The 22861-nt window shown below is 52.4% G+C and carries 23 protein-coding genes; 4 read left to right on the top strand and 19 right to left on the bottom strand.

Annotation, left to right across the window (positions count from 1 at the left end; translation table 11 throughout):
* Positions 1 to 197: 197 nt before the first annotated feature.
* From PHT20_RS09500 to PHT20_RS09480, 5 genes are all read right to left on the bottom strand, one after another.
* Complete coding sequence (locus PHT20_RS09500) at positions 198 to 836, bottom strand: Rieske 2Fe-2S domain-containing protein (protein WP_301020334.1); 639 nt, start codon at positions 834 to 836, stop codon at positions 198 to 200.
* Between the two features lie 43 nt (positions 837 to 879).
* Positions 880 to 2487: a sulfate permease gene (gene sulP, locus PHT20_RS09495; RefSeq protein ID WP_301020333.1), complete on the bottom strand. Its 1608-nt coding sequence runs from the start codon at positions 2485 to 2487 to the stop codon at positions 880 to 882.
* Positions 2488 to 2568: 81 nt separating this feature from the next.
* Positions 2569 to 3510: a DmsC/YnfH family molybdoenzyme membrane anchor subunit gene (locus PHT20_RS09490; RefSeq protein WP_301020332.1), complete on the bottom strand. Its 942-nt coding sequence runs from the start codon at positions 3508 to 3510 to the stop codon at positions 2569 to 2571.
* A gap of 18 nt (positions 3511 to 3528) precedes the next feature.
* Positions 3529 to 4257: a sulfite dehydrogenase subunit SoeB gene (gene soeB / locus PHT20_RS09485; RefSeq protein ID WP_300084481.1), complete on the bottom strand. Its 729-nt coding sequence runs from the start codon at positions 4255 to 4257 to the stop codon at positions 3529 to 3531.
* Positions 4254 to 7175: a molybdopterin oxidoreductase family protein gene (locus PHT20_RS09480; protein WP_301020331.1), complete on the bottom strand. Its 2922-nt coding sequence runs from the start codon at positions 7173 to 7175 to the stop codon at positions 4254 to 4256. Before PHT20_RS09480 ends, soeB begins: the two co-directional genes overlap by 4 nt.
* A 248-nt stretch (positions 7176 to 7423) precedes the next feature.
* Here PHT20_RS09480 and PHT20_RS09475 point away from each other — a divergent pair, with 248 nt between their 5' ends.
* Both PHT20_RS09475 and PHT20_RS09470 read left to right on the top strand, forming a co-directional pair.
* Positions 7424 to 8641, top strand: coding sequence for an ATP-binding protein (locus PHT20_RS09475; protein WP_301020330.1), 1218 nt, complete (start codon positions 7424 to 7426; stop codon positions 8639 to 8641).
* Entirely contained in the window at positions 8638 to 9309 is a 672-nt protein-coding gene (locus tag PHT20_RS09470) for a response regulator (protein WP_300084478.1), read from the top strand. Before PHT20_RS09475 ends, PHT20_RS09470 begins: the two co-directional genes overlap by 4 nt.
* A gap of 57 nt (positions 9310 to 9366) precedes the next feature.
* Here the strand turns inward: PHT20_RS09470 and soxB are convergent, their stop codons facing one another.
* The 11 genes from soxB to PHT20_RS09415 all read right to left on the bottom strand — a co-directional run bounded on the left by soxB (position 9367) and on the right by PHT20_RS09415 (position 18757).
* Positions 9367 to 11100, bottom strand: coding sequence for a thiosulfohydrolase SoxB (soxB, locus tag PHT20_RS09465; RefSeq protein WP_301020329.1), 1734 nt, complete (start codon positions 11098 to 11100; stop codon positions 9367 to 9369).
* A gap of 67 nt (positions 11101 to 11167) precedes the next feature.
* Complete coding sequence (gene soxX, locus PHT20_RS09460) at positions 11168 to 11821, bottom strand: sulfur oxidation c-type cytochrome SoxX (RefSeq protein WP_301020328.1); 654 nt, start codon at positions 11819 to 11821, stop codon at positions 11168 to 11170.
* Positions 11822 to 11838: 17 nt separating this feature from the next.
* Positions 11839 to 12639 carry a sulfur oxidation c-type cytochrome SoxA gene (soxA, locus tag PHT20_RS09455; protein WP_301020327.1) on the bottom strand — a complete coding sequence of 267 codons (801 nt, stop codon included), beginning with the start codon at positions 12637 to 12639 and terminating at the stop codon, positions 11839 to 11841.
* Positions 12640 to 12749: 110 nt separating this feature from the next.
* A complete protein-coding gene (soxZ, locus tag PHT20_RS09450) occupies positions 12750 to 13061 on the bottom strand; it encodes a thiosulfate oxidation carrier complex protein SoxZ (protein WP_300084474.1) in 312 nt (103 codons plus the stop codon).
* 79 nt (positions 13062 to 13140) lie between these two features.
* On the bottom strand, positions 13141 to 13596 hold the full coding sequence (gene soxY / locus PHT20_RS09445) for a thiosulfate oxidation carrier protein SoxY (RefSeq protein WP_301020326.1): 456 nt from the start codon (positions 13594 to 13596) through the stop codon (positions 13141 to 13143).
* 59 nt (positions 13597 to 13655) lie between these two features.
* Entirely contained in the window at positions 13656 to 14756 is a 1101-nt protein-coding gene (locus PHT20_RS09440; RefSeq protein ID WP_301020325.1) for a c-type cytochrome, read from the bottom strand.
* The gene (gene soxC / locus PHT20_RS09435) at positions 14740 to 16104 is read right to left on the bottom strand and encodes a sulfite dehydrogenase (protein WP_301020324.1); all 1365 of its coding nucleotides are present in this window, start codon (positions 16102 to 16104) and stop codon (positions 14740 to 14742) included. Before soxC ends, PHT20_RS09440 begins: the two co-directional genes overlap by 17 nt.
* Positions 16105 to 16201: 97 nt before the next feature.
* A complete protein-coding gene (locus PHT20_RS09430; RefSeq protein WP_301020323.1) occupies positions 16202 to 16609 on the bottom strand; it encodes a hypothetical protein in 408 nt (135 codons plus the stop codon).
* Between the two features lie 62 nt (positions 16610 to 16671).
* A complete protein-coding gene (locus PHT20_RS09425) occupies positions 16672 to 17376 on the bottom strand; it encodes a Crp/Fnr family transcriptional regulator (protein ID WP_301020322.1) in 705 nt (234 codons plus the stop codon).
* Complete coding sequence (locus tag PHT20_RS09420) at positions 17373 to 17870, bottom strand: hypothetical protein (protein WP_301020321.1); 498 nt, start codon at positions 17868 to 17870, stop codon at positions 17373 to 17375. Before PHT20_RS09420 ends, PHT20_RS09425 begins: the two co-directional genes overlap by 4 nt.
* Complete coding sequence (locus PHT20_RS09415) at positions 17867 to 18757, bottom strand: MBL fold metallo-hydrolase (protein WP_301020320.1); 891 nt, start codon at positions 18755 to 18757, stop codon at positions 17867 to 17869. The genes PHT20_RS09420 and PHT20_RS09415 overlap by 4 nt, the downstream gene beginning before the upstream one ends.
* A gap of 148 nt (positions 18758 to 18905) precedes the next feature.
* Here PHT20_RS09415 and PHT20_RS09410 point away from each other — a divergent pair, with 148 nt between their 5' ends.
* Positions 18906 to 20000, top strand: a complete 1095-nt coding sequence (locus PHT20_RS09410; protein WP_301020319.1) for a YeeE/YedE family protein — start codon at positions 18906 to 18908, stop codon at positions 19998 to 20000.
* A gap of 12 nt (positions 20001 to 20012) precedes the next feature.
* Here PHT20_RS09410 and PHT20_RS09405 read toward each other — a convergent pair whose 3' ends face one another.
* From PHT20_RS09405 to PHT20_RS09395, 3 genes are read right to left on the bottom strand one after another with little or no spacing between them, the layout of a single operon-like run.
* On the bottom strand, positions 20013 to 20612 hold the full coding sequence (locus PHT20_RS09405; RefSeq protein WP_300084465.1) for a c-type cytochrome: 600 nt from the start codon (positions 20610 to 20612) through the stop codon (positions 20013 to 20015).
* Positions 20613 to 20618: 6 nt separating this feature from the next.
* The gene (locus PHT20_RS09400; RefSeq protein WP_301020318.1) at positions 20619 to 21911 is read right to left on the bottom strand and encodes an NAD(P)/FAD-dependent oxidoreductase; all 1293 of its coding nucleotides are present in this window, start codon (positions 21909 to 21911) and stop codon (positions 20619 to 20621) included.
* 11 nt (positions 21912 to 21922) lie between these two features.
* Positions 21923 to 22138, bottom strand: a complete 216-nt coding sequence (locus PHT20_RS09395) for a cytochrome C (protein ID WP_301020317.1) — start codon at positions 22136 to 22138, stop codon at positions 21923 to 21925.
* A gap of 279 nt (positions 22139 to 22417) precedes the next feature.
* Here PHT20_RS09395 and PHT20_RS09390 point away from each other — a divergent pair, with 279 nt between their 5' ends.
* Positions 22418 to 22831: a DsrE family protein gene (locus tag PHT20_RS09390; RefSeq protein WP_301020316.1), complete on the top strand. Its 414-nt coding sequence runs from the start codon at positions 22418 to 22420 to the stop codon at positions 22829 to 22831.
* The last annotated feature ends 30 nt before the right edge of the window (positions 22832 to 22861 follow it).

The raw sequence follows: 22861 nt of genomic DNA, 5'->3' as shown, positions 1-22861 counted from the left end.
CCTTCCATCAACATGCCGTTGGTGGCATGCGCCGCCCCGGTGGCCATGAGTGCGGCACACAGGGGGGTGAAGTAAAAGCATTGTCTGGATGCTTTCATGGTTGTCTCCGGTCGTTGTAATTGAATATCAAGGGGTTAACGCTGTTTTTCACTTGGGGTGATGGGGTCAGGTCTGCAAAACATCCAGTGGCCGCGGCCTTACCAAAAAGCCAGCAAACGGCCTTTGACCACTTTGGACTCAATGCGAGTGAGCCCAGTGTTGCCTTTTTTGATGCAGTCACCACTTTTGGCATCAAATTGCCATTGGTGTTTTGGGCACGTGAGGGTGACGCCCTTCACGGCCAGTTGGGTGATGTCTGTGCTTTGGTGCGGACAGTGGCTGTCGTACACCTGGTAGGTTTTTTTGTCGCGATAAATGAACAAACCACGCCCGGCATGCTCAACACGCAACACCTCACCGTCTGGGGCATCTTTGGCCGCCATCAGGTCGCGCCACTCGCCAGCAGGTGGCGCTTTTTGGGTGATGACATCAGGGTCAAAACCGGGAATGTTCATGTCCAAAATGATGTCAACCGCCCAAATGATCTTGGCCAGCCCCAACGCGGGGAAAGCCATCAGCAAAGCATCCAGCACTTCCATGGGGCTGCAACCTTCACGCAGGGCACGGCCAAGGTATTGACGAAAACCTCGGTCAGTTTGCGAGTGAACCTTGGTAATGACCGAAATCAAATTTCGCGTCTTGGGGTCCAGGTGCTTGCCGGTTTCTTTGAGGAAGGCAAAGTAATGACTCACCGTTTCGGGGCGAGTCTTGATCAGGTAAGTAAGCGCATCACTCATAAATATTCACTCGAAAGTTAAGTGGGTTAAGTTGAAAAAGTCGTTATTTCTCGACACACAACGACGCCTGAAGGGATGGATAAAAACGGCTATCACCAATGGATTGGGCCAGTCCCGTGCGCCGCGCGACATCCATGAAGTGCTGCTTTGCATCGACAAACACCAGTTCGATGCCGTTTTCTTTCAGGTGCACAACCAGCTCTTTGAGCATGTCGACGGCCGAAGCATCCAGCAGATTGATCCCGGTAGCCAACACAATGAGTCGTTGCAACATGGGATGCTCTCGTTCAATTTGTCTAACCGCATCCTCAAAAAAAGAAGCGTTGGCAAAAATCAGAGCAGCATCAAACCGCAACACCATCACCTTGCTGTCGTCATGGGCTGGCGATGCAGTCGTCTTCTCGATCAAGTCATCAGACTCGCCGAGTCTGAAAATGGATATTTTCGGAAACATTCGGCGGTAAATAAACGCAGCAAGGGAAAAACTAATGCCAATCAAAATGCCTAACTGAATGTTTGGTGCCAATAACAACGTTGCACCAAACGTGACCAGAGCAGCTAGTCCGTCATCTCGACTCGCCGCCCAAGCACGCTTCAGAGACGAGAAGTCAATCAAATTCACGACCGCCATGACAATCATGGCGGCTAGAGCTGGCTTGGGAAGGTGGTACAGCAAAGGCGTGAAGAAGAGCAGCACCAGCAAAATACAGACACCGCCAAAAACCGAGGAATACCCAGTGCGGGCACCCGATGCCAAGTTGAGGGCTGACCTTGAAAATGAACCACTGACAGGCATCGAATGACAAAATGAAGCCACAATTTTGGCTAACCCTTGCCCAATCAGCTCCTGATTCTCATCCCAACCGGTGCGGGTTTTGATGGCCATGACTTTGCAACTGGACATGGCCTCCATGAAGCTAACCAAGGCAATCACGAAAGCCGCCGGAACTAAAGTGAGCGCGATATGCCAATCTACAACTGGCCAGATCAGATCAGGTAACCCCTTGGGAATATCCCCAACAATTTGGCCACCGATCTGACCAAATTGAAGCTGTGCACTGACCACAGTCATGATCACCACCATCACCAAGACACCAGGCACTTTAGGTACAAAACGTTTCAGAACCAATAGGATACCCAGGCTTAACAGGCCAAGCAAAGTAGATGCGGGGTGCAGCGTTGGCACATTCAAGATCAAGAAAAAAGTGTCCTTGACGATGCTGCCTGTCTGTACCGGATGAATGCCCAGCAGCGTTGGCAACTGTGACAGTGTGATGACAACAGCCGCAGCATTGATGAAACCCGACAACACGGGTCGCGAAAGCAGATTGAGCAAAACGCCGGCCTTGAAAACGCCCATCAAAACTTGAAAAATGCCCGATAGCAACGCTAACAACGTCACACTAGCAAAAAATTGTTCTGTGCCTGGATACGCCAATTGCACGACGCTAGCTGCCGTTAACAACGACGTGAGCGCTACCGGGCCAGTAGAGAGCCAGACCGAAGAACCAAACAGCGCCCCCACCACCGATGGAATAAACGCCGCATAGAGCCCATATACAGCGGGCACCCCTGCGAGTTGTGCATATGCCAAAGACTGGGGTACAACCAACAAAACAACCGTCAAACCCGCCACAAGGTCGGCCGTCAAAGTGGCGCGAGTGGGAGCTGGCCACCTCAAAAATGGCAGCAGACGGAAAAGTAAAGAGCCCATTGACACTGGAAATAACACTCAGGAAATGGTTTGGTAGTAAAGGTTTTGCGGGTGATTGGCCTGCGCAAAAAAGAACCAGCGTTCTGCCAGCAACCCCACATACTGGATGGCAAAAACCAAAAACAACACGGCGCTGGATGCGGTGTTCACCCCCAATGCCAAACCCAGCAAAGGCAGCGGAAACACCATCAACAAAAACGCCCACTTGACTGAACGCAACATCTGTGCCGTGCGGCCATGAAAAAACTCACGTGTATTGAACGAGCCCCCCATAAACCCTTGGGCTTTTTGCACAATGCGTGGGTGTTTGATGCCAATGGCGCTTTGCAGATTCGACTTTGGCCGGATGCGCGCATTGCGCAAAAGCGATGCGCTGCGGGTAACCCAAGCCAGTGCTGTCATGCCGGCGGCAGCCATGGCATAAGGTACCACCAGTTCGTTGACGCCCATGAGTGCGGCCAGCAAGGTTGCCAAGGTTAACCCGGAAGCGCACCCCAGCAAGATGTAATTCACCACGGTGAGCGGACTCGCCCACTCTTGCAAAAACTTGACTGACGCATAAATCATGGCGGTAGCCACAAACAGCCCCAAACACAGCACGGTGGTGATGCCACCGACCCAGCTGGTCACACCCCACCCCATCCAATGCGCAGCGCCGTACACGCAAAGACCGCCCATGAACATTGGCAATGCAATCACCTCGCGCGACAACCAAGAAGTGCGCCACATGGTGGCAGCACGCCAGGCACGCTCGGGATGCCCCAAGTGAAAAAATGATGCCAACAAACCCAGCCCGGTAAAGAACAGGGCAACCAACGTTGAGTAGGCTACAAAAGGTCGAAGTTCAGCGACCGAAGTCGCACCAAAAACACCCAGCTCGGTCGCGTAAAGGGTTAAAAAGAGCCCTTGTGCAGCGCCAATGAGGGTGGTGAGAAAGATGACAGAGTAAGCGGGTTGCATGGTCAGTTGGGCCCATTGTCAGGTGGCAAAGTCTTCACGCCCAGGCTCGCGGTGGGCGTACTCAGGTTGTTTTCCGTCAAGCTTGAGCGGGTTGTCAACACGCGTCAGGTCTTCAGGGTGAATGCGCATGTCAGTTTTGCGCCGTGGCAGATAGTGGTTGGATGGGCGGGTGCCCCACTCTGGCATGAGTTGATAGCCACCACGCTCGGCAATCGCTTTGGAAACCACCGATTCAGGGTCATGCACATCACCAAACAAGCGCGCATTGGCCGGGCAGGCAATCACGCAAGAGGGTTTGCGTTGTGGCTCGGGAATGGTGGTGTCGGTGATGCGATCCACGCACAGCGTGCATTTGGTCATGACCTTGCGGTCTTCATCAAATTCGCGAGCGCCATAAGGGCAAGCCCACGTGCAGTATTTGCAGCCAATGCACTTGTCATAGTCCACCAGCACAATGCCATCTTCGGCTCGCTTATAGCTGGCACCGGTGGGGCACACGGGCACACAAGGTGGCTCCTCGCAGTGCAAACAAGATTTGGGAAAATGCACCGTTTGGGTGTTGGGGAACTCCCCTACTTCAAAGGTTTGCACCCGGTTGAAAAAGGTTCCGTTGGGGTCTTTTCCATAGGGGTTGAGGTCTACCAATGAGCCTGCCGAACCCGACGTGTTCCATTGCTTGCAGCTGGTGACACACGCATGGCAGCCCACGCACACATTGAGGTCAATGACCAAAGCCAATTGCGTCATTTCTTGGCTCCTTTGCCAGCAAAATAGGCCAGCCAGCTTGGCCGAGCTGCCTGCTCACCGGGGACTGCAGAGACGGTTTTAAATTGAGGAGAGGTTTGCTCTGGCTCACCTTCTTCGGCCTTGTAAATGCGCACCCGCACATCGTACCAAGCCGCCTGACCGGTGATGGGGTCTGAGTTAGACACTTTTGCACCACCCGCGTCCAGCGGCAATTCTTCAGAAATCAGGTGGTTAAGCAAAAAGCCACGTTGCGACTCATTGGCGTCTGGGGAGAGGTTCCAGGCGCCACTGGATTTACCAATGGCATTCCACGTCCACACCGTACCAGGCTCCACAGCTTCTGAATAACGGCACAAGCAGCGCACTTTGCCCCACTGCGACTCCACCCACATCCAGCCACCATCTTCAATGCCTTGGGCTTGCGCCGTTTTGCTGTTCACCATCAGGTAGTTGTGGGTATGAATCTGGCGCAACCAGGCGTTTTGCGAGTCCCAAGAGTGGTACATGGCCATGGGGCGCTGGGTGATGGCGTTGAGCGGGTATTTGGAAATATCTGTGGCCGACTCTTCCAGCGGTGCATGGTGAAACGGCAGCGGATCAAAGTAGGTTTCAACCCGCTTGCGCAATTGGTCTGGGGGCTGCTTGCCTGGGCGCTTGCCTTGCGCAGCACGGCGAAAGCCTTGTAAAAATTCGGAATAGATGTGAATGACGATGGGGTCTTTGTCACGCCTGATGCCAACTTTTTGCGCCCACTCCATGTAGCCCAGGTTCCAGTTGCGCATGTAGAGGTGCTCTGGGGGCATGTGGTACTGAAAGACGCAATTGTTTTTTTCGTACATTTCCCACTGTTTGGGGTTGGGCTCGCCGCGCATCGGTTTTTCACCACCCTTGCCACGCCAGCCCGCCAAAAAGCCAATGCCAGAGCCAGGTGCAGTTTCGTAATTGACGATGAAATCGGTGTAGCCTTTGAATTTACGTGTGCCGTCTGGATTCGTAAAAGCCGGCAATTTGAGTCGACTGGCCAGCTCAACCACAACCTCTTGAAAGGGCTTGCACTGCCCTTTGGGCGCCACCACGGGTATGCGCACTGAGTCTACCGGGCCTTCAAACTCTGAAATAGGTCGATCCAGCATGGACATGGTGTCATGCCGCTCCAGGTAAGTGGTGTCTGGCAAGATCAAATCTGCAAAGGCCGTCATTTCTGACTGAAAAGCATCACACACCACCAGGAAGGGGATTTTGTATTCACCAGCATTGTCACCATCGGTGTGTTTGTCGTTCAGCATAGAACGCACTTGCGTGGTGTTCATGGTGGAGTTCCAGGCCATGTTGGCCATGAAGATCAGCAAAGTGTCTATGCGGTAGGGGTCACCACGCCAGGCGTTGGTGATGACGTTTTGCATCAAGCCGTGGGCAGACAGCGGGTGCTCCCAAGAGAAACCTTTGTCAATGCGCACAGGCTGGCCTTGGTCGTCTACAAACAAATCATCCGGACTTTCAGGCCAGCCCAAAGGAGCACCATCAAGCGGGGTATTGGGCTTGACGGCTTGTGGCCCCTTGGGTGGACGCGCATTGGGCGGCACGGCACGCGGGTAGGGTGCTTTGTGCCTAAAGCCACCCGGCCGGTCAATGGTGCCCAGCAATGACATCAATATGGACAAGGAGCGAATGGTTTGAAAACCGTTAGAGTGTGCTGCCAGCCCCCGCATGGCGTGAAAAGCCACAGGGTTGCCAGTCACGCTTTGGTGACGCTTGCCCCAGCAGTCTGTCCAGGCAATGGGCAACTCAATTTTTTGATCGCGCGCGGTGATGCCCATCTCATGCGCCAAGCGGCGAATGGTGTCTGCGGCAATGCCGGTGATGCCTTCGGCCCATTCGGGCGTGTAGGGTTTGACGCGTTCTTCAAGCAACTGAAATGCCGGTACCGCAGCAGTACCGTCTGGCATGGTGAAATGCCCAAGCAACGAGGGGTCTGCGCCTTCGGTGTGGTCAGCCACAGGTTGGTCTGTGAGTCGATCCCACCAATGAAAGTTGGCTGGACGCAAGGGGTTGGCTATGTCGGTGTCTGCTTTACGCAAAAACATCCCGAACTCATCGCTTTGAGTGTCTTGATTGACCAGTTGACCCGCATTGGTGTAGCGCGCTAAGAATTCACGATCATACAAACCCAATTTGATCAATTCATGGATCAGCGCCAAAAACAGCGCCCCGTCCGTACCCGGCTTGATGGGGATCCATTCATCGGCAATGGCTGAATACCCCGTGCGCACCGGGTTGATGGAGACAAAACGTCCGCCACCGCGTTTGAATTTGGCCAGCTCACGCTTCATGGGGTTGGAGTGGTGATCTTCAGCCGTGCCAATCATCACAAACAACTTGGCGCGTTCAAGATCTGGACCACCAAACTCCCAGAACGACCCCCCAATGGTGTAAATCATGCCCGCAGCCATGTTGACCGAGCAAAACCCACCATGCGCTGCATAGTTGGGGGTGCCAAACTGACGAGCAAAGAGACCGGTCAAAGCCTGCATTTGATCGCGTCCGGTGAACAGGGCAAACTTTTTGGGGTCGGTGGCACGCAAGTGCTTCAGTCGCTCTTCGAGCATGGCCAAGGCGGCATCCCACTCAATTTCTTCAAATTGTCCATCCCCACGATCACTGCCAGGTTTGCGCAGCAGGGGCTTGGTCAAGCGGGCAGGCGAATACTGCTTCATGATGCCCGACGAGCCCTTGGCGCAAATCACACCCTGATTCAGCGGATGGTCGGGGTTACCTTCAATGTAGCGAACTTCGCCGTTGCGCAAATGAACGCGAATGCCGCACCGGCACGCACACATGTAACAAGTGGTGGTGCGTACATCAGTTACAGCACCAGCCAGCGGCGGATTCAAAGGGTTATGGATGGGAGTGTCAGACATGCAATGGGTGCGGGTGTGTCGTTAGAGCAAACTGTCGGTGGGACGCTGTGCATGTCACCCAAAAAATGGCCGACACACATAGCAACAAAGTACCTGTATTACAAGCAAGGTCTTGTGGTGCGTCTATCACCGACAAGGGTGGTGCGCTGTAGCCCAAATGGGTAGCATAAAAAAACTTGAGAACATCGGGTTTTCCCAATACATAAGTTGCCTGTAATGTTTTACGATGCACCAAAACATCACATTCCATGATTGCCGTTATTCCCGTACCCACAGAAAACTCGCACAACCAAATCGCTTTGGAGACAGAGTTGATGGCAAGCTTGCAACCCAGTCAATTGGCTCATCCTGAAAACTTGGAAGCCTTGTTAGGGCGCTTTCTTGACTCAATCATCACTTTGGCGGGCGCCCAAGCAGGTGCTGTGCGGGTATTGGACGACGATGATGCATCTATGCGGTTAGTCGCCCATCTGGGGTTGCCTGCTGATGTGATCCAAACCGAACAACGGGTGGATAAAAACTGTGGAGTATGTGGTCAAGCAGCCACGGCTGACGTGTTGTCCTGGGTGGATGATTTAAGCGTGTGCAGCCACCACGGAAGCCAGCATTTCTTTGGTCAACAATGCAAAAGCATGCTGGCTATTTCACTCCCCTATGGCTCAAAAATTCTGGGTATTTACAACCTTTTTTTCAACACCAAACAGCCCATCCGCAATGAAACGCTGACCCTGTTGCGCTTGGTTGGGCAATTGCTCGGCTTATCCCTGCACAACGCACGTATTGAGCGTGAACGCTTGCGTGTGACGGTCTTGAAAGAACGGCAAGAAATGATCAATGAAGTGCATGATGTGCTGGCTCAAACCTTGGCCTACGCGCGCATGCGAATTCCGCTATTGAATGACGCCATCCTCAAAAAAGATGAACCACACGCGCTGAAGTATTTAGCCGATCTGCGCACTGCAGTCACCGAAGTGCATGACAACTTGCGCGAAGTCATGACCTACTTTCGCTCTCGCATGGATCCGCTTGGGCTCTTGCATGCGCTCCATGCCATTGCGGAGAGTTTTCACTCCAAGAATGCCATTGAACTCGAAATCCGCAACACGGTTCCACACCTCAACTTGACTGACGAGCAAGAGGTTCAGATTTTTTATGTGGTGCAAGAGGCTTTGGCCAACATTGCCAAACACTCTATGGCGCGCCACGCAGTGGTGATGATCTGCAGCACCCCACAACACCTTGAATTTTTGATTGAAGACGATGGCCTTGGCATGGATGAACCCTCAGTGGCCACCATCGTGACCTCAGCCAAGCCGTTGGTGCCGTCCACTCACTTTGGGCTAGACATCATGAAAAGCCGTGCCAAACGCCTGGGCGGCAGCCTTGAGGTTGGCAGCAAAGACGGTGTGGGTACCCGTGTTCGCTTGCAAATTCCGCATCATCGTACAAATGAGTTGGCATCATGACCCAACCGACGCGCATCATGCTGGTGGATGATCATTCGTTGTGCCGAAGTGGCTTGACAGAATTGTTGGAGCACCGGGGCGGCATGTCAGTGGTCACAGCCACAGGCAACCCCGACTTGGTGCTGCCACTGCTGCATGAGCATCAACCTGATTTACTGGTGCTTGATTTGCGACTCGCTCAAACGGATGGCCTGAGCGTGCTGCGCATGATTCGCGCCGATGGCTGCGAGACGCCTGTGGTCATTTTGACCATGAGTGACAGCGAGGACGACATGTCTGCAGCATTGCGCGCAGGTGTCAAAGGCTATTTACTCAAAGACATGGAGCCCGAAGAAGTGATTGATGCCATTGGCCGGGCGGCCAGAGGCGAAATGGTGGTGGCCTCCGCCATGATGCTCAAGTTTGCACAAATCCTGCAAACCGGCCCAAAGGGCTCGGCCATGGGAGATTTGGTTGCTACTTTGACCGACAGAGAACGCCAGGTGCTAGACCATGTGGCCAGTGGACAAAGCAACAAAGTGATTGCACGCGCTTTGGACATCAGCCACAACACCGTCAAGCTGCATGTGCGCCACATCATGGACAAACTCAACCTTCGATCACGGGTAGAAGCTGCAGTGTTTTCGTTTGAATACCGAAGCTCTCCCGACAAGCCAAAAAGTCACTGAGCCTACCAAGCGCTTGGTAGGCTCCCGATTAAACGCTTTGATTAGGCCGTTGAGCCATCAAACCGCATAGCCAGGGTTAGGCAACGCACCAATGATTTTTGGGGTGTTGAGTTTGCGTTTACCGACCTTGCCGCCACGCGCAGCCAGCCAGGTTTCGACCACTTCCCACACTTGCTTGTTGCCTTGGTTTTTAGCTTCTTCTGCGACAGGTGCCCAGCCGGCCACTTTGTATTTTTTATCAGCCTCCAAGAGCTTGCCATTGATGCGCATGTCAGTAATGCGTTTACCCATGCCCTCAGTTGGGGAGCAGCTGTATTGCAATCCGCCCACGCGCACCATGTCTCCCCCTTGCTGATAGTAAGGATCAGGGTTAAACAGGTTGTCTGCCACGTCCTCCAGCACAGTTTTGATGGTGCTGCCTGTCATCTCTGTCAAGGTGGCATAAGAATAAGTGGTGGCAGTCATGTCCATCAACCATTCACGGGTGATAGCTTGACCTGGCAGCAGGGTGGTACCCCAACGGAAACCCGGTGAAAAAGCAAGGTCAGCCCCCTGCACGTCCATCAAGGCATCTACCAGCAACTGATCACCGGTGCCATTGAAATTACCTCGGCGATAAAGCGTCCCTTCGGTGATGGCCAACTTTTCATTCAACTTGGCTTCATAGGGTGCACGCACTTTGGTGATCAGGGCTTGCATTTCTGGATCTGCTGGCAAGATGTTCGCAAACACAGGCAACAGTTTGTAGCGGAAGTCAGTCACCCTTTTGTCTTTGACATCAAAGTCGAGCACCCCCAGAAACTTGGCGTTGGAACCTGCATTGGTCACCAAGGTTTTACCCCCTTTGTTGCTGATGATGCTGGCCACGGGCATGCCATCGTGCGTGTGGCCACCCATGATGGCGTCAATGCCGCTCACTCGGCTGGCCATTTTCAAATCTACATCCATGCCGTTGTGGCTGATGACCACCACCACTTGTGCGCCCTTGCCACGGCACTCATCGACCATCTTTTGCATGTTTTCATCTTGAATGCCAAAGGCCCAATCTGCCACCATGTAGCGTGGATTTGCAATAGGTGTGTAGGGGAAGGCCTGGCCAATGATGGCGCAGGGAATGCCATTGATTTCGCGGATGACATAGGGTTTGAAAACCGGGTCACCAAAATCGTTGGTCTTGACGTTTTGAGCTACGAAATCAATTTTTCCGGCGAAATCTTTCTCAATGATTTCCTTGACCCGATCCATACCTAAGGTGAATTCCCAATGCCCCGTCATCACGTCCACGCCAAGCAATTTGCAGGCATCAACCATGTCTTGGCCATTGGTCCACAACGCGGTGCCTGAACCTTGCCAAGTGTCACCCCCATCAAGCAGCAGAGCCCCTGGGCGACTGGCTTTCATGCGTTTCACCAGTGTGGCCAAGTGTGCAAAACCACCCACTTTGCCGTAGCGTTTTGCCGCCTGCTCATAATTTAAGTAGGTCAAAGCGTGCGCTTCGGCTGTTCCAGGGCGAATACCAGAGGCTTTCAGCAAATGCTCGCCAACCAAATGGGGCAAATTCCCCTTCATGCTGCCAATACCTAAGTTGATACTGGGCTCGCGAAAGTAAATGGGATTGAGTTGCGCATGGCAATCTGTCATGTGCAAAAACGAGACATTGCCAAATTTCGGAATGTCATAAAGCCCGCGGGTGGCTGTCGTCGTGTCGGCTTGCGCATAAGCACTCAACCCCATGCCCGCCATCGTGCCAGCGCCCAGCACTTGGAAAAACTCACGTTTAGTTAGATTCATGATGTAACCGCCAATGGTAAGAAAGAAAAAAGCCCGGGCAAACCGGGCCTTGTTGATAAAAATGAACTTATTGATTGACGGGTGACTTGGGGTCAAGCAGCAACGCCATCAAATCTTTGGCTTGCTTTTCAGTGATGATGCCCTTGTGAACCGCACGTGGCATGACAGAGCATGCGTTGTAGGCTTTGGCATTCCAGATCTTGCCCCATGTGTATTCCACAATGGCTTTCGATGCAGCACTGTTGGGGTTAGCAATCACGCCGCGTGATTTACCGTACCCAGTCAGGCTCGGACCGATGGTGCCAAAAGAAATTTCTTTCGGGTCTAACTGGTGGCAGTTGTAGCAATTGCCGCCATTGGCTGTGTCAGCCTTGTCTGTCCAGGTCAAACCACGGCCGCTTTGTGCCAATTTTTCACCCGCTTTCCAGTCGCCCAAGTATTGACCATCAGTTGGCCATTTGATGGTTTTAAGCTGAGCAGCCTGCAGCTGTGCAGCAAGTTCAGGCGCTATGGGCTTGCCTGCCACGTCGGCAGCAGTGCAGGCAACGTTGATATCTTCAGGTGCGATGGCAGAAACCTTAACGATGCCTTTGTCGCTGAATGATGACTTGACGATCGCTGCAGCCATTTGGTCGAGGTCAGCTGAGCTCGGCCCGGTTGCGCAGCCTGCGACCAGCATAGACGCCAGCGCCGAGAGAGCAAAAGTAAATTGCTTGTTCATGGTGATGTTCCTTCGCCTTAACGCTTGATGGCAGGCGCAATAGATTTCGAGCCCTGACTGTTGACGCCCAAGTAAACCCCGAGCGCAATGGTGGCATCACTGCCAAACCCAGGGTATGGAAAGCGTTGCTGACGGTAGCAGTCATTCAGACGCAATTGCATGCTCCACATTTGACCATTGGACACACGGTAAGCCGGCCAGGCTGCAAAGCCAACGCCATCTCCGGGGTTTTTGGTCAGGTTAGGCAGGTCTTGCAAGCGAATACGCCAGTTGTCTGCGCCGTGGCAAGATGCACATGAGAAATCGTGCGGTCCACCACGTTGGAAAAACAAACGTTTTCCAATCTCATAGGCTGTTTGTTCCTTGATATGGGCTTGCGGCAAGTTGAACTTCATGTCGCGCGACTCGGCTGCAATCCAAGTTGCCAGTGCCGTGACATTTTTTTGCTCACCCTTGCCAAACGGTGTTTTGGCAATCTCTGCAGCATCGAAACCTTGGAGATTTTCCATGCAAGTCACCAAGCGAGACTCTAAGTCTTGCACGCGCTGGGTATCTGCAAAAAAACGGGGCAAGGTCACAAACGCTGCTTTCACGACACCTGGGCCTTGACCTAAATCACATTGCTCTAAGGAAGCATTTTTGGGACCACGTTTTTGCTTCCAAAGGTCTTCGCCTTTGGCTTCAAACAATTCTGCAGGGTTACCGTCTGCCAACATGGCACGGTATTCCTCAATGGCTTGTACTGCAGCAGACTTTTGTGCATGGGCAGAAACAGCTATTGCTCCAACTGTGACCAGCAGAAAAATATTTTTTTTCATGCAACCACCACTTTCATAAAAGAATTTTTATCAAACAAGGGATGCATGAATTTCTGCATCCCAAAGGCTTGGCACATTCATTGAATGCCATACCTTGTATCGACAAATGTTCAAGAAACAGTTGCTTCGTCGGTGCGGGTGTCACCCTTGGTGTCTTTCCAAGTGATGGCAACCTTGTCACCAGCTTTGGCGTTCTTGATATTGAATTGCAAGAACGGGTTTTTGGAAACCGCTGAGCCCCAGTCGGCCGTCAAGACGACTGCGCCATTGAGGCTGGCACTGACTTCCGTGATGTGCATGGCGGGCACTAATTTCCCGCTGGCATCTTTGCGTTGCCCGGACTCCATTTCGTGGCTCATGAGGACACGTACTGTGGCTTTGCCACCTTCTGCTTTGGCGCGAATGCGCATTGGATCTGCCATTTTTAGCTCCTGTTGGTTTCAATTGATTGGTTTTTGCCAAAGATTGCTTTGGACTGTAGGAATGAAAGCAGTGGTGGGTTCAACCGCCGCAGCCGCCCAATGTGACCTTGACTTCTTTTTTGGCAAACAAAGCTTTACCGTCGTTCAAGATGGCCACGGCATACACGTCTGAGGACTGTCCCATCTTGGAGCGGGTGGCAAAGTTGGGCTCGACACTGTCAGTGACATTGAATTGCGCCACCAGCGTAGAGGGGTTCTTTTCAACCAAGATCAGCATGTGCTTGACACCAGTCAGGCTGGTGCTGGCGGTCAAGGGCACCACAGCGCCGTTTTCTGCAATATCTGGGCCGCCGATGGTGACTTCTTTGCTCTCTGCAGGGGCGCTGGCGCCAAGGGCTTTGAGCACGTCTGCCACCGACTTGGCTTCAAAAGCGCCCTTGTTGTAAGCCAGTGCGTACTGGGGAAACAGGCCGGTGGTGGCCAACAGGCCGGCCACGATAGCGCTGTGTTTGAGTGTCTCGCGACGAGTTTGCATGGAAAGCTCCTTCATTAAGTTCATGCTGAAAATTTTTAAAAGTCTACCCACAGTGAAGTCTATTTGTTTGCACCCGCTGCCAACCAAGTCGCAATGACTTTGGCATCAGTTGCATTCAACGTTTGGGGCGGCATGGGAATTGACCCCCATACCCCCACTCCCCCAGATTTGATCTTGCCAGCCAGGTAATCCACTTGCCCTGCATGTTTTTTGGCTACATCAGAGTAGGCTGGCCCGACAATTTTGTTATTGATGCCATGGCACACCAAACAGCCATTTTTTTGCAAAAGAGACACTGCTTTTTTGGCATCAGGCTTGGTGTCATCCACTTTTGATGGGGCTTTGTCAATGGCAGCGGGCGGCGCAGATACCGGCGCTTGGCGTTCGCCTGTAGCAGATTCAGGGCGTGACGTGTCAGCGCCATGCTGTGCCCCCACCATGCGATTTTGTTCAGCCAGGTTACCGTGCGCATTGCGGGCAAATTCTGGGAGCAAAGAGGCCAACTTGGGTTCGGGCGTGCAATTGCTCATGCAGGCAACGTTTTGCGTGTCGGGTTTGGCCACCCCCCCAAATTCTTTGCCTGGCCACAATGCATGCTGCCGCGTCATGCTATGTCGGTTGGGCATTCGGGCTTGGACATCGTGCATGGTCTTTTCATTGAGCACAAAGTCTTCGGGCACGATGCCAGCAATATTCAACATGAAGTCGAGCACCGAATACACCTCGTCTGTCTTGAGGGTTTTGGGTGCATTCCACGGCATGGCACGGTTAATGAAATCCCATACAGTTGAAATCGTTGCAACCTTCATAAAGGTTGTGCGCCCGGGATAATTTGGATTGGTCAAATTTTGAACGTGACCGGTGACCAAATCGTTGGGTTGAACACCACCGATCAAGGGGTTAAAAACTTCACCAGATTCACCAAAAAAACCGTGGCACGAGGCACATTTGGCCTCCCAAATTTCCTGCCCTTTTTCAACTGTTCCCGAACCAGCAGGCAGACCTTTGAAGTCGGGTCGAACATCAATATCCCATGCAGCAACCTCTTTGGCAGTTGCATCACGTCCCAGATTGGTGATCTTGACTGAAGACTGGGCACACACCCCTACAGACAAGCCCAACAGAGCCAAGCTCAACCATGTTTTACGAAATCTGAACATTTTTTACCTCGCCGTTTTCTTGGACTAACCACGACTGAATGGCATTGTTGTGATAAATGGAGCGTGTGCCGCGAACCGCACGCAGCTGTTTGTAGGTGGGCTGCACAAAACCAGTGTCATCCATGGCTCTGCTCTGAATGATGGCTGGTTTGCCATCCCACACCCAGTCAATATTGAACCGTGTCAACGCTTTGGACATGACAGGTGACTGCAACCGGGCAGTGCGCCAATTGCGACCACCATCCACAGAAACATCAACTTTTTTGACCTTGCCTTTACCACTCCAAGCCAAGCCGGTGATGTTGTAAAAACCCTTGTCAAGCAGCACCTGACCGCCTGACGGTGTGGTCACAACACTTTTGCACTCTTGCAAACCTGAATACTGACGGTGCTGTCCAGAGGGCAACAAATCAATGTAGTGCACGGCTTCGTCTTTGGTGGCGTAAGGCATGTCACCCACTTCAATGCGACGCAAATACTTGACCCAGCTCACGCCCTGAATGCCTGGAACGATCAACCGCAGTGGATAACCTTGCTCTGGGCGAAGCATTTCACCATTTTGGCCATAAGCCACAAACACTTCGCCTGACAAAATCAGGCTCATGGGAATGGTGCGTGTCATGGATGAGCCATCGGCACCCTCCGCAAGCACAAACTTGCCATTTTTCAAATCAGCACCCGCTAACTCCAACAGCGTGATCAGCGGCACCCCCGTGAATTCACTGCATGAAATCATGCCGTGTGTGTATTGCACAGTGGGCACGGCCACGTTGCCCCAATCCACCGCAGTATTGGCACCACACTCGATGAAGTGAAAACGTGAAACCGATGGCAAGCGCATGATTTCATCCAGCGTAAACACTTTCGCAGCTTTGACCATGCCGTTGATCATCAACCGATGCTTGGAAGGGTCAATGTCCCACCAACCTTGGTGATGACGTTCAAAATGCAGACCACTCGGGGTGACAATGCCAAATAGAGACTGCAAGGGGGCAAAAGATACCGAAGCTTGGGTGGTTTGCGTCAACCCCGGGCTTTGCCGACGCTGCACACCGCTTTCATATTGCGAAGGTTTGCCGTAGCCATCGTTCTGAGCGACACCTTGACCAAGACCCACACTGTGCGCAGGTAAATTCAAAATGTTGGGGTCTCCCCCCTCAGTTGGAACAGGGTTGCTTTGAGCCATGACGGCTGGCACAGCAGCACCCGTGGCAGCTGCTGCAAAAGCTTGGCGAATGAAATTTCTCCGGCCATGTTTGGCCTCTGAAATCACGGTTTTGATGCCGGCTTGGCTTAGAAAATTCTCAGGCGCTTTGATGAATCGGCCTGAACTCGGACTTGAAGTCATTCAAGAAACTCCTTTAAAACTCACACATAAAAATCAGCAAAAGAAACCACGCTGGCACATTCCCGTGGCTGGAAAAATCACGCAACCAGGGGTGTTTTTATTTGAACTTGTAATGGTCTCTGTTCAAGACCGCTGCAATGGAATTGACTTCATCAGGGAACAACGCCAAATTGAGATTTGTGTTGCAGGCTTCGACTTGACCGCGTAGCAAGGCTGGTGAATTGATCCGCCCTTTGGGACGATAGATGCCATGACCGTTTCCACCTACATTGCGTACATGGCACGCATCACACTGATTTTCAGAAATCAATTTTTCGCCCACTTTCATATCGGCGCCCTGGTAAATTTGAGGCACCTCTTGAGCCCCCACCGAAATACCCAAAGACAGCAAACTGACTAAAACACCCCATGTCCACCCAGCTCTGTCACCAAGAAAATTGACACCTGATGATGGGCTAGCAAACACAATGTTCCTAAATGATTTTGAGCTGGATTTTATTGACATAAATAAAGTTTCGTTTAATTAAGTGAATCGGCATATTAGGATTTACCCTAGGGCATGTCTGCTTAGCGGCACAGCAGCACAGCAGGCAAAAGCACACGGTAAATACGGCGCTGCTTGTCCAGCGCTTCAATCACACCTTCTCGCTCCCAGCGGCCAATTTCGCGGCTCACTGTTTCAAGTTTCAGGTCAAGCATGGCACCCATGTCTTCACGCGAAAAAAGCACAGCAACGTCATGATGGCTTGGACTGCGCATCTTGAGAATCAAGTTCGCAACCCGCTGTCTGGCAGCACCAAAGTTCATGTCGGCTAGCCAATCGTCAGCGTCCTTTAACGCGCGTTGCCACTTGTGCATCAACTGCATGTGCAAGCGCGGGCTTTGTGAAGCCAATTTTTGAACGACCTCAACGGGGATACGACAAACTGAAATGGGCGTCAGCGCAATGGCATCGGTGGCGTAGCGCGCGCTTGCCAACACCTCCAACCCAATCACATCGCCTGAGCGCAGCACTCGAACAATGCGCGGACGGCCATCCAATGTACTGCGCACCAGTTTCACCATGCCGTCGCGCAAGGTAAAAATACCTTGCGACAAACTGCCCTCTGCAAACAAAACAGTACCTGCTGCACATTCAAGGTCGTCAATGGGCGCATGAATTTGGGCAAAGTCAGTCTCGTTCAAGTCAGCAAACAAGGCTATTTCACGAATACCGCAATTTCGGCAGTCAGAAATGCCACGCCATGCGGAGGCTGTTTTGATGGGGATCATCGAGCAGCTCCAGCTTTCGATAAGACCGCACGCGCCACGTTAAGACGTTCATCCAAATAAGCGCCATAAAAGTCAGGCAAGTAACCTCCAACCAACCGCTCGGCAATTTCTTTACCAGATAGCCCCACAAACAACACGGTTGGGGCAACTTTGATTCCCCAACTTTTCAGCAATTGATCATGGCTGTGACTGAGACCATCGAATCCCACAACAGTTTGCTGACTGCGCATGTTCAATTGAACAATAAAGTTGTCAGGATTGATTTGCAAGGGGCTCAAGTAATTTTCCCTGGCAATTTTGCAAAATGGGCAGCCCTCCAAACTTGCCAGAATCACCAGCGGGTTGCCACTTTTCAAAGCCAATGCCAACGCCTCAGGTAGTGAAGACGGCACCGGCAAGGAAGCTGTTTCAGCCAAGGCTGTGGTTGACGCACAAGCCATAAGTGATCCAAGCACTGCTGCACGGCGTGTCATCCACAAGTTGCACAGACTCATGGTTTGGCCTCTTGCTCCATTAACAAATAGGTGTTGTAGGCGTTCATCCGGTTGGCAACCTTGAACAAAGGCAAATGTTCAAAATATGACCAATCGGTGTGCTGGTAAGCCTCATCAAATGGCTCCATGGCCTGCGCGGCTTGCCCCATGGAGGTTCGAAGGTAAGTCAAATATTCGCGCGTGAGTTGCATGTCTTTGCGTGCCTCATGTGACAGTGGGCCGTGGCCTGGAACAATCACTTGGGTTTCAAAAGCCAGCAACTGATCCAGTGCCTTGATCCAATGCTGGCTGTCAGCTTGACCCACAAAGGGAATTCGGCTTCTGAAAACCAAGTCGCCAGCGAAAAGAACTTTCTCTTGGGGCAAGTAAAACGCCAAGTCCTCAGGGGTGTGTGCAGGGCCCACGGGTTGTGCCTGAATCTGCATGCCACCAAAATCAAACGTCTGGAAACCGTCAACCCAAATGTCAGCCTCGATCAAGCGGGTAGTGTCGTCAATCCATGGAAAAAGCTGCTCGCGAGACGCGGCCAAACGCAAGCGAGCGGTTTCACTGTTGAGGTAAATCAGCGCCGCACGATGCGCCACCACTTTGGCACCCAGGGCTCTGAAAACTTGCAAGCCATAAATGTGGTCAGCGTGGTAATGCGTCACCAACACATGCGTGATCGGCTTGGATGTGATTTTTTTAATTTCATCAACCAAGCGATGCGCCAAAGCGGGGGAACCTAAGGCGTCAATCACCACCACACCGTTCGGTGTGACCACGAACGCAGCGTTAGAGATAAAGTTTTGATTGGCAGGTGTACCGAGCGTTGACAACCCTTGTACATACCAGGTTGACGCAGAGATTTTTTGCACCTCAAACGCAGGCACTTCCTGCGCATGCACGGCTTGAACAGCAATAACACAAAATGAAACAAGCAAACTTCTGAGGGCGTGTAGGCATCGCAACATTTTGAATCGAGTCTCCTAAACAGGTTGTAGCTTTGTTCTAGAGTCTGTAATATAAGCTAAATATTAATTACATGGAGCCAACATGACCATTGCCGCCCTGATTGAAAACTATGGAGAAAAATACGTTTTGGCTGTGAGTGGCTTGATGGTGGGTTTGATGTTCGGCTTCTTTGCCCAACGCTCCAAATTTTGTTTACGCGCAGCCACACTAGAGTTTTGGCATCGCAGCTATGGCGAAAAAATTTCGGTCTGGTTGCTGACCTTTTCAAGTGCCGTCATTGGGGTTCAAGTACTCATTTTGATGGGGCAAATGGACAGTGCGGTCACCCGTCAAATTTCTGCCACGGGCAGCTTGTCTGGCGCCATCTTGGGTGGACTTTTGTTTGGCTCTGGCATGATTTTGACGCGTGGCTGTGCCAGTCGGCTGCTGATTTTGTCGGCCAATGGCAATTTGCGCGCCTTGTTGTCAGGGCTTATTTTTGCGGTCACCGCGCAGGCTTCATTGGGCGGGGTGCTGGCACCTTGGCGTGAAACCATCAGCGGCTGGTGGACGGTGGACGGGGGTCAATCCAGAGACCTGCTGGCGCTGGTTGGATTAGGCCCCTGGGGCGGGCTGGTCTTTGGGCTGGTCTGGTGCGCTGCTGCGCTTTATTTCTCTCTTCGCAGCGGCTGGGGCTTGTGGAAATGGGTGGGCGGCATTGGCACTGGGTTGGCAGTGGCGGCGGCTTGGGCCATGACTTACGCGGTCTCAAAAAATTCATTTGAGGTGGTGTCTGTGCAAGGCCTCACCTTCAGTGGCCCGTCTGCCGAATGGTTGATGCGCGTCTTGGCCTCACCCGCGCCAGAGATAGGTTTCAACTTTGGCATGTTGCCTGGCGTGTTTTTAGGCTCCATGGTGGGCGCCTGGGTGGGCAAAGACTTTGTCCTTGAAGGATTCAAAGATGGCTACAGCATGCGCCGCTACATTGCGGGTGCTATTTTGATGGGCTTTGGTGCCATGCTGGCCGGTGGTTGCGCCGTGGGTGCAGGCATTACGGGGGGAGCCATATTTGCTTTGACCGCCTGGCTGGCTTTGGCTGGTATGTGGGTTGGAGCCGGCATCACAGACCGGCTGGTTGACAGCCCAGCCCAAGTGGTCACATCGACCCAGCCCGCTCCCACCCACAAAGCGCCCTGAAAACAGCTTGGCTTACTTGCCGCTGATGTATTCAGCCACGGCAGCCATTTCAAGCGCCGTCATTTTGCTCACAATCGAATGCATGACAGCGTTGTCATTGGTGCGGTCGCGCTGATTGAAAAGCTTGAGCTGGGTTTCAATGTAGCTGGCATATTGACCTGCCAATCGTGGCAAATTGGCACTGCCCAGCCCGGCCTTGCCATGGCAACTGGCACATGCTGGCACCCCGCTGAAACGGTTACCAGTATGAAATATATAGTGCCCTACGCTTGCCAAATCTACGTCTTTGACTGTTTCTTTGTCTGAACTCTTGCCTTCAAAATATTGGCCTAAAGCCAGCATTTCATCCTCGCTCAAACGCGCAGCCATATCGGCCATGGCCGTACTTTTGCGCTGTCCAGACTTGAAGTTGGCCAACTGCTTGGCAATGTAGTTGGCGTGTTGACCCGCAAGCTTGGGGAAAATCTCGCTGGAAGACTCGCCATTTTCGCCATGACATAAAAAGCAAGAGCCTGAAACGATTTTGGCAGCGCGTGCCTGGTCAGCCTGAGCCCATACCGAGCCCAGACTGAACGCAAGGCAAGCCGCTGTGATTGCTTTGCGAACTTGCATCTTGATTTACACCAGCGTATCGGCCCAAATGCCTTTGGCCCATGACAGCGCAAAACGACCTTCAAGCTCATTGGCTGCCTTAGAGACACCCCCTGAGCCCGCCACGGTGACCATGGTTTTCTTGACCGGGTCATAGGTGTGCACGCTGGCCACATGCACCACATCTTCAGCACTGACAAAGCTGTAGCAGGTGTTGTTGTAAATAGGCGTTTGGTTGGGTGTTTGACCCGTCAATAAGGCCACCACAGCCGCTGCGCATGTTTTGCCATGCTGGTTGGCCATGTGGCCTGACTTCGGCATACCCGGCGCCACTTGGATGGAGTCACCCAACACGTGGATGTTTTTGGCTGCTTTGGACTCAAAAGTCAAAAAGTCAACCTCACACCAACGTTTATTGGCAGTAGCCAAGCCCGTTTGCACCGCAATCGCACCCGCCCGCATGGGTGGCAACACATTGAGCACAGAGGCCTTCACATCATCATGGAACTCAAATTTAAGGGTATTGGTTGCGGCATCCACATCTGCCAGCGCATGTTTACCACGGTATTCGACCATGCCTTTGTAACGTTCTGCCCAGGCTTTTTTAAACAGGGGACCCTTGGAGGTGACGTCTTCATTGGCGTCCAAGATCAGCACCTTGGACTTCGGCTTGGCCTGCGTGAAATAGTTGGCCACTTGACAGGCGCGCTCATACGGGCCGGGTGGGCAACGGTAGGGTGCCAAAGGAATGCTCAATGCAAACACACCACCATCTGGCATGTCTTGCAGTTGTTTGCGCAACGCCACGGTTTGTGCGCCCGCCTTCCACGAGTGCAAAACTTTGTCTTTGGCACCCGCTTTGGCCATGCCTGGCAGTGCTTCCCACATGAAATCAATGCCAGGCGACAAAATCAAACGGTCATAAGCCAGCTCGCTGCCACTGGCAAGTTTGACCACACGTTTGTCAGCATCGATGGTGTTGACTGTGTCATGCACCAGTTTGACACCATGGTTTTTGACCAAGCCATCGTACGGTGTGGTGATGTCCGCCATGGTTTTGACACCACCCAACACCAGATTTGAAATGGGGCAAGAGATGAAACTGGCGTTGGGCTCAATCAAGGTCACTTCAATGCCGTAGTCAGACCACATGCGCACATATTTGGCAGCGGTTGCACCACCAAAACCACCGCCCACCACCACCACTTTCAATCCGTTGCCCTTGCCAGTGGCGGCACAGCCCGAAAGCAGGCTGACACCACCCAACGCACCCAAGGCCGAACCAGCACCCAAAGTCTTTACAAATTGACGACGTAACATGTTTTCTCTCCTTATTTTTTGAGTGCTGAAAAATAACTGGCCAGTTGGTCAATTTGTGTGTCTGAGTAGCCTTTGGCAATTTGATGCATCAAAGTGGCTGGCTTTTTGCCAGACTTGAAGTCTTGCATTTTTGTAAGCAAATCGTCTTTGGGTTTACCGGCTAAAGACTCCATGCCTTTTTCAGCCCACCCATGGGTTCCGTGGCAAGCAGCGCATGAGGCTGCCATAGATCGCACTTGCAATGCATCTGCGTTCGCCCACGAGGAAAGGCTTGCGAGCGCCAAGCCCGCCATAACACAACAAAACTTTTTCACTTGAGCTCCTTGAATGAGTCGAACTTGAGAAAATTGATAACAACGGAAAATTCGAATCTTTAAATAAATGGATACGAATATACAAATGCTAATGCGAAATGTGCCCGCTTTGTCACCGTATAAACCCGGGGTCGCGCAGGTATTGCATACCCGTTACGCTCTGACTTCTATCAACATTTAAGGAAATCCACCATGCGTCAAATCTTCACTGCTTTCATTTTTATGCTCATCAGCCACATGGCTCTGGCGCAAGACACCAAGGTGGTCTATCACCTCACCACTGGCATCGACACCGCGGCGGCGGCATTGAACAACGTTAAAAACCATGTCGCGGCAGACCCCACGGCCAAAATTGTGGTGGTGACCAATGGACCCGGCATTGATTTTTTGATTGCCGATGCCAAAGACAGCAAAGGCCGTGATTTCTCTGGGTCAGTGAGTGATTTGGCCGCCAAAGGCGTAGAGTTTCGCGTCTGTAACAACACCCTGACGAGTCGCCACATTGACCCCAGCAAGCTGCTGCTTGAAACAAAAATTGTGCCTTCAGGTGTGGCAGAAGCTGCCAAGTTGCAAAGCAAAGAAGGTTTTGCTTACCTCAAGCCCTGAGCTTGAGTCAGGCCATAGCCTCATAACCCA

It is taken from the genome of Rhodoferax sp. (assembly GCF_028715765.1).
In the GTDB taxonomy this organism is placed as follows: Bacteria; Pseudomonadota; Gammaproteobacteria; order Burkholderiales; family Burkholderiaceae_C; genus Rhodoferax.
Note: the sequence above shows the minus strand (reverse complement) of the source record. Positions and strands in the feature narration are given on the sequence as shown.

What these genes read in the sequence shown, in the direction of transcription:
- PHT20_RS09430 (WP_301020323.1), bottom strand. Translation starts at nt 16,609, where the DNA reads ATGTCAATAAAATCCAGCTCAAAATCATTTAGGAACATTGTGTTTGCT.
- PHT20_RS09440 (WP_301020325.1), bottom strand. Translation starts at nt 14,756, where the DNA reads ATGTTCAGATTTCGTAAAACATGGTTGAGCTTGGCTCTGTTGGGCTTG.
- PHT20_RS09405 (WP_300084465.1), bottom strand. Translation starts at nt 20,612, where the DNA reads ATGCAAGTTCGCAAAGCAATCACAGCGGCTTGCCTTGCGTTCAGTCTG.
- soxC (WP_301020324.1), bottom strand. Translation starts at nt 16,104, where the DNA reads ATGACTTCAAGTCCGAGTTCAGGCCGATTCATCAAAGCGCCTGAGAAT.
- PHT20_RS09400 (WP_301020318.1), bottom strand. Translation starts at nt 21,911, where the DNA reads ATGTTACGTCGTCAATTTGTAAAGACTTTGGGTGCTGGTTCGGCCTTG.
- soxX (WP_301020328.1), bottom strand. Translation starts at nt 11,821, where the DNA reads ATGAACAAGCAATTTACTTTTGCTCTCTCGGCGCTGGCGTCTATGCTG.
- soxZ (WP_300084474.1), bottom strand. Translation starts at nt 13,061, where the DNA reads ATGGCAGATCCAATGCGCATTCGCGCCAAAGCAGAAGGTGGCAAAGCC.
- soxA (WP_301020327.1), bottom strand. Translation starts at nt 12,639, where the DNA reads ATGAAAAAAAATATTTTTCTGCTGGTCACAGTTGGAGCAATAGCTGTT.
- PHT20_RS09490 (WP_301020332.1), bottom strand. Translation starts at nt 3,510, where the DNA reads ATGCAACCCGCTTACTCTGTCATCTTTCTCACCACCCTCATTGGCGCT.
- soxB (WP_301020329.1), bottom strand. Translation starts at nt 11,100, where the DNA reads ATGAATCTAACTAAACGTGAGTTTTTCCAAGTGCTGGGCGCTGGCACG.
- PHT20_RS09500 (WP_301020334.1), bottom strand. Translation starts at nt 836, where the DNA reads ATGAGTGATGCGCTTACTTACCTGATCAAGACTCGCCCCGAAACGGTG.
- PHT20_RS09425 (WP_301020322.1), bottom strand. Translation starts at nt 17,376, where the DNA reads ATGATCCCCATCAAAACAGCCTCCGCATGGCGTGGCATTTCTGACTGC.
- soxY (WP_301020326.1), bottom strand. Translation starts at nt 13,596, where the DNA reads ATGCAAACTCGTCGCGAGACACTCAAACACAGCGCTATCGTGGCCGGC.
- PHT20_RS09480 (WP_301020331.1), bottom strand. Translation starts at nt 7,175, where the DNA reads ATGTCTGACACTCCCATCCATAACCCTTTGAATCCGCCGCTGGCTGGT.
- PHT20_RS09420 (WP_301020321.1), bottom strand. Translation starts at nt 17,870, where the DNA reads ATGAGTCTGTGCAACTTGTGGATGACACGCCGTGCAGCAGTGCTTGGA.
- PHT20_RS09475 (WP_301020330.1), top strand. Translation starts at nt 7,424, where the DNA reads ATGATTGCCGTTATTCCCGTACCCACAGAAAACTCGCACAACCAAATC.
- soeB (WP_300084481.1), bottom strand. Translation starts at nt 4,257, where the DNA reads ATGACGCAATTGGCTTTGGTCATTGACCTCAATGTGTGCGTGGGCTGC.
- PHT20_RS09390 (WP_301020316.1), top strand. Translation starts at nt 22,418, where the DNA reads ATGCGTCAAATCTTCACTGCTTTCATTTTTATGCTCATCAGCCACATG.
- PHT20_RS09470 (WP_300084478.1), top strand. Translation starts at nt 8,638, where the DNA reads ATGACCCAACCGACGCGCATCATGCTGGTGGATGATCATTCGTTGTGC.
- PHT20_RS09395 (WP_301020317.1), bottom strand. Translation starts at nt 22,138, where the DNA reads ATGGCAGCCTCATGCGCTGCTTGCCACGGAACCCATGGGTGGGCTGAA.
- PHT20_RS09410 (WP_301020319.1), top strand. Translation starts at nt 18,906, where the DNA reads ATGACCATTGCCGCCCTGATTGAAAACTATGGAGAAAAATACGTTTTG.